Below are 9,145 nucleotides of genomic sequence, written 5' to 3' on the forward strand. Positions count from 1 at the left end.
CTCCGGCGGCCAAAGGGGAAGGGGGAACTTTTGCTAACGCCAAAAAGTTCCCCCTTCCCCTTTGGAATCCCCATCCCCCTCAAAACGCGTTAGTTGGGGGGGGGGGAGTTGTTTCAATTTAGCAATCACTGCCGGACAAGGCGGCGAAGCCTTAATAAAAGTTTTTGAAGAGTCCAGAGAAACTTTTTTCAAAAAGTTTCTTTGGTCCCCGAAGGGCCGCCGGAGGCCTTACATATGCAAAATTATCCTGAACAATTATCCCGATCCCATAAAAAATTTCTGAAAAACTTGTTTCCCGGCAGGGAATCTAGTTTTGACGACGGCACTTTGCTGGCCTGCGGTGTGGATGCCAGCCAGAGACACGCAAAACCGCTGGCTTTGGTGCGTCCGCAAGAAACCGCACAGGTTGCGGAGCTGCTCAAATGGGCGCAAACGGAGCGGGTCCCCATCTACCCTCGTGCACGGGCGACTAATAAAGTTGGTAACTGCGTTCCGGTCCGCCACGGGGTGGTGGTCTCCATGCTTGATATGAATTCGATTCTGGATATCGACAGCCGCGATTTCGTAGCTGTTACCCAGCCGGGAGTGATTACAGCTGATTTGCAGAAGGCTGTGGAAGCAGCGGGACTGTTTTATCCGCCTGATCCGGCAAGCATGAAAATTTCTACTATCGGTGGCAATGTCTCCACTTGTGCCGGGGGCATGCGGGCCGTGAAATACGGAGTGACCCGCGATTACGTGCTAGGGCTTGAAGTTGTCCTGCCCGGAGGTGAAGTCATTCGCACCGGGGGCCGTACCCAGAAAAATGTGGTCGGGCTGGATTTGACCCGCCTTATGGTCGGTTCTGCCGGAACATTGGGGTTGGTCACCGAGGCAACCCTCAAGCTGCTTCCGCTGCCGGAAACATCCGCATCCGTGCTGGTGGGATTCAAGGGTCTGGATGACAGCCTGAATGGAGCCGAGGCTGTGTTCGGTTGTGGAATCCTGCCCACGGCTATGGAACTCATGGACCGCAATACCATTAGGGCTTTGGAGATGCATTCTGATGTTCCTTGGCCTGAAGGGACCGGGGGATTGCTTCTGCTCAAGATTGACGGTTCTGCGGAGTCCGTGAAAACCGACCTTTTACGCATTGAAGAAGCTTTGCAGAGTGTTGAAGTTACTTTTGTAGAAAAGGGCGGTGGTGAGGATCAGGAACGGCTCTGGGAGCTGCGCCGGGTGATTAGTCCGGCGGCGTTTAATCTTGCTCCTAATAAGCAGGGCGAAGATGTTGCCGTGCCGCGCGGCAGGGTTGCCGAGGCTATCAAAGGCTACCATGCTATTGGGAAGAAGCTTGGGGTTGTTGTGCTCTGTTTCGGCCATCTGGGTGATGGCAATATTCATGTCAGCACTATGTATGATAAATCAGCTCCCGGTCAGCAGGAGAGTGCGCTCAAGGCCAAGCAGCAGATTTTCGGCCTGACCCTTGAACTGGGCGGAACCTTGTCTGGGGAACACGGCATCGGGATGACTAAGGCCAAATACATCAACATGCAGCTGGATAAAACTCAGCAGCGGCTCATGGCTGGCATCAAGAAGACTTTCGATCCTCTGAATATCATGAATCCCGGGAAGGTGGTCTGATGGCTGCCCCCCAAAGTTGCGTGCAGTGCGGAAAATGCCTTGAGGTCTGTCCTTTATTCAAAGTTACCGGACGTGAAGAGTTGACTCCGCGGGCCAAATTTTTTCTTGAGTCACTTGATTCGGGTGAAGGTCTTAGTGAGAAGGATTTTAAATCATTGGCTTCGCTTTGCCTTTCCTGTGGACGTTGTGAGAAGAATTGTCCGCAGAATATGTCCGGCCCGGAATTGGTCACTGATTTGCGGGCCAAATCAAAAGATTTTACCCAATCCTGTTGGGATTTGTGGTTGAAGAATCCCGGTCTGCTTTGGCCCATGGCAGCTGCGGTCTCCAAGCTATCGCCTGAAATTTTACCGGAACCGTTCGGTTCAGCCAGAAAACGGATGCAGGCCCTTTTTGCCAAGAGTCCTGAACCATGGGCGAAACTTGCTACGCAGGCTAAATTTGAAAAGCGTAAAGTCATGCTGTTCAAAGGCTGTGTAGGCCGTTTTGCCCGTAAAGATTGGACGATGAAGGCTGAACAACTCATGGATTCCATGGGGTTGATTCGCTTCGAAAACGCTGAGTTCAGCTGTTGCGGTTCCTCCTACGGCAGTGCCGGACTGCTGGAACGGCAGGCCGATTCAAGGGCTAAAAATATTAAAGTCTGGAAAGATGGCGGCTACCCGCTACTGATCACATTTTGCGCTACTTGCTTGAAAGGTTTGAAAGAGTATGCTCTGAATGATTTCAACGGTGACGAAAAGCTCTTTGCCCGCTGGCAAGAATCTCTGACGCCGTTATCCTCTCTGTTATTGGATGCGGAAGTTGAGTTGCTCGATAATGTTCCGTCTCAAATCGTTTATCATCAACCCTGCCATGCGCCGGAAGTCGATACAGACCGCAAGCTGGTTGAATTGATAGCCGGGGAAAGGTTGCTTCCCGTAAAAGACGACCTTTGCTGCGGGTTCGGCGGGGTTATGCAACTGGGTGCGCCTCAGCTTTCCAAAGAGGTGGGAGAATATTGCATAACCCATCTGACAAAGGGCATGAAACCGGGTGGGCAGATTGTAAGTGGTTGCTCCGCTTGTGTGATTCAGCTTGCCAGTCTTGTAAAAGATGAATATTTTGCCTGCCATTGGCTTGATATTTTGAAATAAAGCCTTATTAAATATCATCCGCTACTAAAAAATATGCCTACTTGATGGGCTTTTTTAAAGAAATTAAATATATAGGGATTCCAAAGGGCCATAACCGTTAGGCGAGAAGTTGTACTTCGAGTCTTACGGATATGGAGAGCAGAGCTGCTTGCTCCTTTGGCCGCCGGAGGCGAAATCACCCGGCAAAAGCGCGTAGCGCATCAAATTTTCTTGCATACGAAATAAGGAAAAGATTTAGATGTTTAATTTGATTGTTTCCAAGTTATTCGGTTCACGAAATGAAAGATTTATTAAAAAGCTGAAGCCTCAGGTCGATCAGATAGCATCCCTTGAGCCTGAGATGAAAGAGCTCACCGATGAGCAGTTTCCGCAGAAGATTGCTGAATATAAAGAACAGGTGGCCGCAGGCACTTCTCTTGATGACATCCTGCCTGAAGTTTTCGCCCTTGTGCGCGAAGCCGGTATTCGTTCCCTTGAAATGCGTCATTACGACGTACAGATGGTCGGTGGTATGGTCCTGCACAGCGGCCGTATCGCTGAAATGAAGACCGGTGAAGGTAAAACTCTTGTGGCGACCCTTGCCGCTGTTCTGAACGCCCTTTCCGGTAAAGGCGTGCACCTGATCACAGTTAACGATTATCTCGCCAAGCGTGATGCTGAGTGGATGGGTAAGCTTTACAATTTCCTCGGTCTTTCCGTTGGGGTTGTTGTTCACGGGTTGACTGATGAAGAACGTCAGGAAGCTTACGGCTGCGATATTACTTACGGTACCAACAACGAGTTCGGTTTCGATTACCTGCGCGACAACATGAAGTTCTACAAGGAGCAGTTGGTCCAGCGCGAACTGAATTTTTGTATTGTGGATGAAGTTGACTCCATCCTCATTGATGAAGCCCGTACTCCGCTCATTATTTCCGGTGCTTCTGACGATGCCACTTCCATGTACGGCCGGGTCAACTCTATCATTCCCCTGCTCAAGCGGGATGAGGATTTCGAGGTTGACGAAAAAGGTCGTTCCATCACCATGACCGATGACGGGGTCATGAAGTGCGAACAGATTCTGGGTATTGATAACCTCTATGACTCCCAGCATATTTCTTTCCAGCATCACATCATGCAGGGCATCAAGGCACACCATCTTTTTGGCTGCGATGTTGATTACATTGTCAAAGACGGTCAGGTGGTCATTGTTGACGAATTTACCGGTCGCCTCATGCCCGGCAGACGCTTTTCCGACGGTCTGCATCAGGCCCTTGAAGCGAAAGAAGGCGTTAAGGTTGAGTCCGAGAACCAGACCTTGGCTTCCATTACTTTCCAGAACTATTTCCGCATGTACAACAAGCTGGCCGGTATGACCGGTACTGCGGATACCGAATCTGTTGAATTCGCACAGATTTACGATCTGGAAGTAATTGTCATCCCCACCAACACCGCAATGATTCGTAAAGACCATCCTGACTCCATCTACAAGACTCAGCAGGAGAAATACAACGCCATTGCTGATGATATTGCTGTTAAGTACAAGAAAGGCCAGCCAGTGCTGGTCGGTACTGTTTCCATTGAGAAGTCGGAACTTGTTTCCAACCTGCTCAAAAAACGCAAGATTCCCCATAACGTACTCAACGCGAAGCATCACCAGCAGGAAGCGGAAATCGTTGCCGAAGCCGGATTTAAGGGTCACGTGACAATCGCCACCAACATGGCCGGTCGTGGTACTGACATCAAGCTCGGCGAAGGTGTTTTGGAAAGCGGCGGTCTGCATATTGTCGGTACCGAGCGTCATGAATCACGCCGTATTGATAACCAGCTGCGTGGTCGTTCCGGTCGTCAGGGTGACCCCGGTTCCACTCGTTTCTACCTTGCCCTTGATGACGATCTTATGCGTCTGTTCGGTTCTGAGCGCATTGCCGGGATCATGGATAAGCTGGGTATGGAAGAAGGGGAGCCGATTGAAAACGGCATGGTCACCAAGGCTATTGAGAATTCCCAGAAGAAGGTTGAAGGCCACAACTTTGAAATTCGTAAACAGCTCCTCGATTATGACAACGTCATGAACCAGCAGCGTGAGGTTATCTACACCCTGCGTCGCGATGTCATGAATTCTGAGGACATGAATGAAATGACCTCCGAGTTTGTGGAAGAACTTTTTGATGATGCTTACTATCCGGTCGAAGAAGCCAAGGGTAAACCCCTTGATGAAGAGACCGAGGAAATGGTCAGGGTTCGTCTTGACGAGCTATTCGGTTTCAGTCGTAATGAGGAATTCAAGGAAAAGCTGCCCACCCGCGAACAGGCGGAAGAATGGGTAGGTGATATCCTCGGTGGCCTTAAAGATAGTGCAGGCGAACATTACCACGAAATCCAGCGCTACTTCCTGCTTGAAGCTCTCGATCGTAACTGGAAAGAGCACCTCTTGAATATGGATCACCTGCGTGAAGGTATCGGACTGCGCGGATACGGCCAGAAGGACCCCAAGCACGAGTATAAGAAAGAAGGCTTCGAGCTTTTCCGTGAAATGCTTGACCGTCTCAAGGAAAATACTGTGCGTGCTCTTTGCCATCTGCGTATTGAAGCCGAAGTTCGCGAGGACGAGTTCCAGCACAAGGAAAGCAAGTCCGACCTTGAGTATTCCGATTCAGAAAAAACTGAAGCCAAGAAAAAGCCCAAACGTCGTAGCGAACCTAAAGTTGGACGTAATGATCCTTGTCCATGCGGCAGTGGTAAGAAATACAAGAAGTGCTGCGGCAAATAGCAGCAGCTGATAAAATAAGTATTAAAGGCTCCCGGAAAGATATTTCCGGGAGCCTTTTTTGTTAATCAATTGCGGATTTTTACTTAAGCTTGCGAAGCATAATAAAAGTTTTTGGGATTCTTAAATCCTTTTCATAAATTTAAAACTTCTTAAATTCTCCGTCAGAATAATCATTATTCATATCTAGGGCCATCCCTGATGGAGAAGCGGGTTCTGATTTTTGCTTGTACTCATTCTGTGCAGGAGCGGGCAGGGCCCGGGGAGTGCTTGAGTTGTTGTTGACCCTGAAGAAGCCCATAGTTTGTTGCAGTTCTTCGGCTTGACTGGAAAGCTCTTCAGAAGTGGAGGCCATTTCTTCGGAAGCCGAGGCGTTCTGCTGGGTAACCTGATCAAGCTGCTGCACAGCCTTGTTGATTTGTTCAGCTCCGGTGAGCTGTTCACTGCTGCCTGCGGTTATCTCCTGCACCAGTTCTGCTGTGCGTTTGATGTCCGGGACCAGTTGGACCAGCATCGTACCTGCTTTTTCTGCCACACTGACTGTGCCGGAGGAAAGGTCGCCGATTTCACGTGCGGCTTCTCCGCTGCGTTCGGCCAGTTTTCTTACTTCTGCGGCTACAACAGCAAAACCTTTGCCGTGTTCCCCGGCTCGGGCTGCTTCAATGGCGGCATTCAGGGCCAGCAGGTTTGTCTGGCGGGCGATTTCTTCAATGATGGATATCTTTTCAGCAATATTTTTCATGGCTTCTACGGCCTGTGTTACTGCTTCCCCGCTTTCTTCAGCCTGTTGAGCGGATTGGACCGCGATACTCTCGGTCTGTTGGGCATTCTCTGCGTTCTGCCTGATATTAGCGGTCATTTCTTCAATGGATGAAGAAACTTCTTCTACATTGGCAGCCTGTTCGGTGGATGCCTGCGAAAGTGATTCCGATGTGGCGGAGAGTTCTTCACTGCCGGAAGCAACATTTTCGGTGGCACCGCCCACTTCACCTACAACAGCGGATAAGCGGTTGACCATGTTGTTCAAGGCTGCGGCAAGGATACCTACTTCGTCTTTTTGATCGAGGTTCAGTGTGCGGGTAAAGTCTCCTTCAGACATACGCTGTGCAAAGCGAACTCCCATCTGGATTGGTCCGGTAATGGCTCTGGTTAGGACGAAGGCGATCAATATGCCGAGAACAAGGGCGACCAAGGTGCCGCTAAAGAGGATTGCGGTGGAGGTTTCCATTTGTTGCAGCATTTTGGCTTTTTGGTCTGCTCGCGCAGCGCGGCATTGTGCGTCAGCCGCTCTTGCTGCTTCAACCATGGTTTTTTCGGCTTCTACTTGTTGGGCCATTAATTGGGCATATTTTTGGAAGTTATCATAGTAGCCGGATATGCTTTTAAGAACTCCGTGAACCTGTGCAATATTGGTCGGGTTATTGAATCTTAGCTTGAGATCCTGAATAAGTTCATCAATGCGCATGATGTCGGTTTTGAGCATTTCAAGATATTTGGGATCTGATGAGATTATGTATTCTTTCTCATTTTTACGGGCGGTTATGAACCATTTGATGGCCCGGTTGGCATCATCGGCTTTGGTCAGTTTATCCTCAATATTTTGTTGTCCATCATTGTAGAGCGCACCTATGTTTTGAAATTCAGACCTGCGGATTCCACTTAGGATTTTACTTTTGGTCCCGGCAAGGATGGATTCAAGTTGTTCTTTTTGTTCGGCTCGCACTTTCTCAAGCTCGGCAAGTACTGCCCGTGCATCAGTGCGCATGAGTTCCATCGTTTCATCTCTATTTTTGACTAACTCCACATAGCCTGCAAATGCGTTGTTGTATCTATCTACAGCAGTTTTCAACTCATTCATCTGGTCGTGGTTGATTTTCTGAGAGAATTTTGCAGATGTATTTTTTACCTGTGATTGAAGATTGCTGATCAGTTCCTTATGTTTTTGCAGGTAGGAGTCATCAGAACGGAGCATGTAGTTTTTTTCGCTCATGCGCGTTTCAAGAATTATGCGGACCATACGGTTGACATCATCGGCTTTATCGACTCGTTCCTCAATACCACCCATACCGTTATGTCCTACATAAGCCATTGCAACGGTCAATAAAATCATGATGGCAAAACTGAGTCCTAATTTAATTGCCAGTTTCATGTTTTTAAGCATTCGAACCTCCAGTATGAAAGTGACTACATTATGATAAGTATAGCTTCTTCTCTTTGGAGGTTATATCATAGCTCAAAAGTGGAATGAAAGAAGAATTGAAAGAAAAGATTTTATGTTGATTTTCGCAAGAACTGGAAAATTTTAATTTCGGGTTAAAATTGTATTGATTGTGCGATCAATGAGGTGTAGAGAGCGGCATCAATTTTGAACAACAGGTATTATCACCTTTAATTAAAAAAATTTAACAGTGAGTGGAAAACCATGCTCGCAATATTCTTTCAAACCTATTTGAAGCTATTCTTTGTCCTGACGCCTTTTTTTGCTATTTCCGCGTTCATCTCCCTGACTCAAGAGATGACTCCCGCTGAGCGCAAAAGAACGGCTGTGAAAGTCACAGTGGCTGTTATTGTCAGCTCTGTGATTCTTTACCTATATGGCAGGTATATTTTTGATCTGTTCGGTATAACCCTAGATGCCTTCAGGATTGGGGCCGGGGCGGTTCTTTTCCTTTCCGCTTTGAATATGGTCAACGGCGGCGGTAAAAAATTTGATGCCGGTAATGATGATGACGATATTGCAGTTGTTCCGCTGGCAATTCCCATTGTGGTCGGTCCGGGAACGATTGGTGCGTTGCTGGTCATGGGGTCTTCGGTTCAGGGCTATCAGGACATGTTTTTGGCCTGCTCTGCTCTTGTTGCCGCTGTATTAACAGTAGGAATTCTGTTATTCATATCCTCAAGCCTAAAACGTCTTTTGGGAAGAAGGGGGCTTAACATAATGAGTCGTTTGACGGGACTTTTTGTTGCGTCAATTGCTGCCCAGATATTCTTTACCGGGGTGCGGAATTTCATGCTGAACTAGTTATTACGGACAGGAGGATTCACCGATGGCAGGAGCGAAAAAATTAACCGACAGGTTTCTGGTTGCACTTTTCAAACGAGGCAAGGCTGATTACCTGCCGCCATCCTATTTACAAATGGAGGGCGGGAAGGTTCTTGCCCCGGGTGAAAATGACAAGCTCTTGAATATGCTTGCCGAAATGGTCGGGAAAGGAATTCTCGAAGAGAAAGACGGTGAGTATAAGCTGCTTACAGACCCGTTTGCATAAATGCCTCCGGCGGCTTAAACCCTTTTGCAAAAGGGTTTAAGAATCCCAAAACCTTTTAATAAGCTTCGCATGTAGTTTAAGAACTATTTCTAAATATGAAGGCCGCAATATCATGTAAGATATTGCGGCCTTATTTGTGGCAAATTTTAAAATTCAACGTGGTGAAGCCCTAATGAAAGTTTTTGAAGAGTCCAGAGAAACTTTTTTCAAAAAGTTTCTCTGGCCCTCGGAGAGCTGATGGGATGGTCCCGCCCCTTAAAAAGGGGTATATTTCAAGTTCACCACAACTTCGAAATGGAGGACCATCCCAATGAAAGTAGCTACCATAATCGGAATTGATTTGGCAAAGTCCAGCATCCAGCTTTATG

At 48.0% G+C, this 9,145-nt stretch carries 6 protein-coding genes; 5 read left to right on the forward strand and 1 reads right to left on the reverse strand.

All coding sequences use genetic code 11. From position 1 onward, the window contains the following. Positions 1–234 precede the first annotated feature (234 nt). The 3 genes from D0S45_12495 to secA all read left to right on the forward strand — a co-directional run bounded on the left by D0S45_12495 (position 235) and on the right by secA (position 5,511). On the forward strand, positions 235–1,623 hold the full coding sequence (locus tag D0S45_12495; GenBank protein TIH14955.1) for an FAD-binding protein: 1,389 nt from the start codon (positions 235–237) through the stop codon (positions 1,621–1,623). Further along, positions 1,623–2,759, forward strand: coding sequence for a (Fe-S)-binding protein (locus tag D0S45_12500; protein TIH14956.1), 1,137 nt, complete (start codon positions 1,623–1,625; stop codon positions 2,757–2,759). Before D0S45_12495 ends, D0S45_12500 begins: the two co-directional genes overlap by 1 nt. 238 nt (positions 2,760–2,997) lie before the next feature. Then, entirely contained in the window at positions 2,998–5,511 is a 2,514-nt protein-coding gene (secA, locus tag D0S45_12505; GenBank protein TIH14957.1) for a preprotein translocase subunit SecA, read from the forward strand. 139 nt (positions 5,512–5,650) lie between these two features. Here secA and D0S45_12510 read toward each other — a convergent pair whose 3' ends face one another. After that, complete coding sequence (locus D0S45_12510) at positions 5,651–7,669, reverse strand: HAMP domain-containing protein (protein ID TIH14958.1); 2,019 nt, start codon at positions 7,667–7,669, stop codon at positions 5,651–5,653. A 261-nt stretch (positions 7,670–7,930) separates the two neighbouring features. On the opposite strand from D0S45_12510, the gene D0S45_12515 reads away from it, so the two are divergent. Together D0S45_12515 and D0S45_12520 are read left to right on the forward strand one after the other, a co-directional pair. After that, positions 7,931–8,530 carry a MarC family protein gene (locus D0S45_12515; protein ID TIH14959.1) on the forward strand — a complete coding sequence of 200 codons (600 nt, stop codon included), beginning with the start codon at positions 7,931–7,933 and terminating at the stop codon, positions 8,528–8,530. A gap of 25 nt (positions 8,531–8,555) precedes the next feature. Beyond that, complete coding sequence (locus tag D0S45_12520) at positions 8,556–8,777, forward strand: hypothetical protein (protein ID TIH14960.1); 222 nt, start codon at positions 8,556–8,558, stop codon at positions 8,775–8,777. The last annotated feature ends 368 nt before the right edge of the window (positions 8,778–9,145 follow it).

The sequence above is a fragment of the Marinifilum sp. JC120 genome, from assembly GCA_004923195.1.
GTDB lineage: Bacteria > Desulfobacterota > Desulfovibrionia > Desulfovibrionales > Desulfovibrionaceae > Maridesulfovibrio.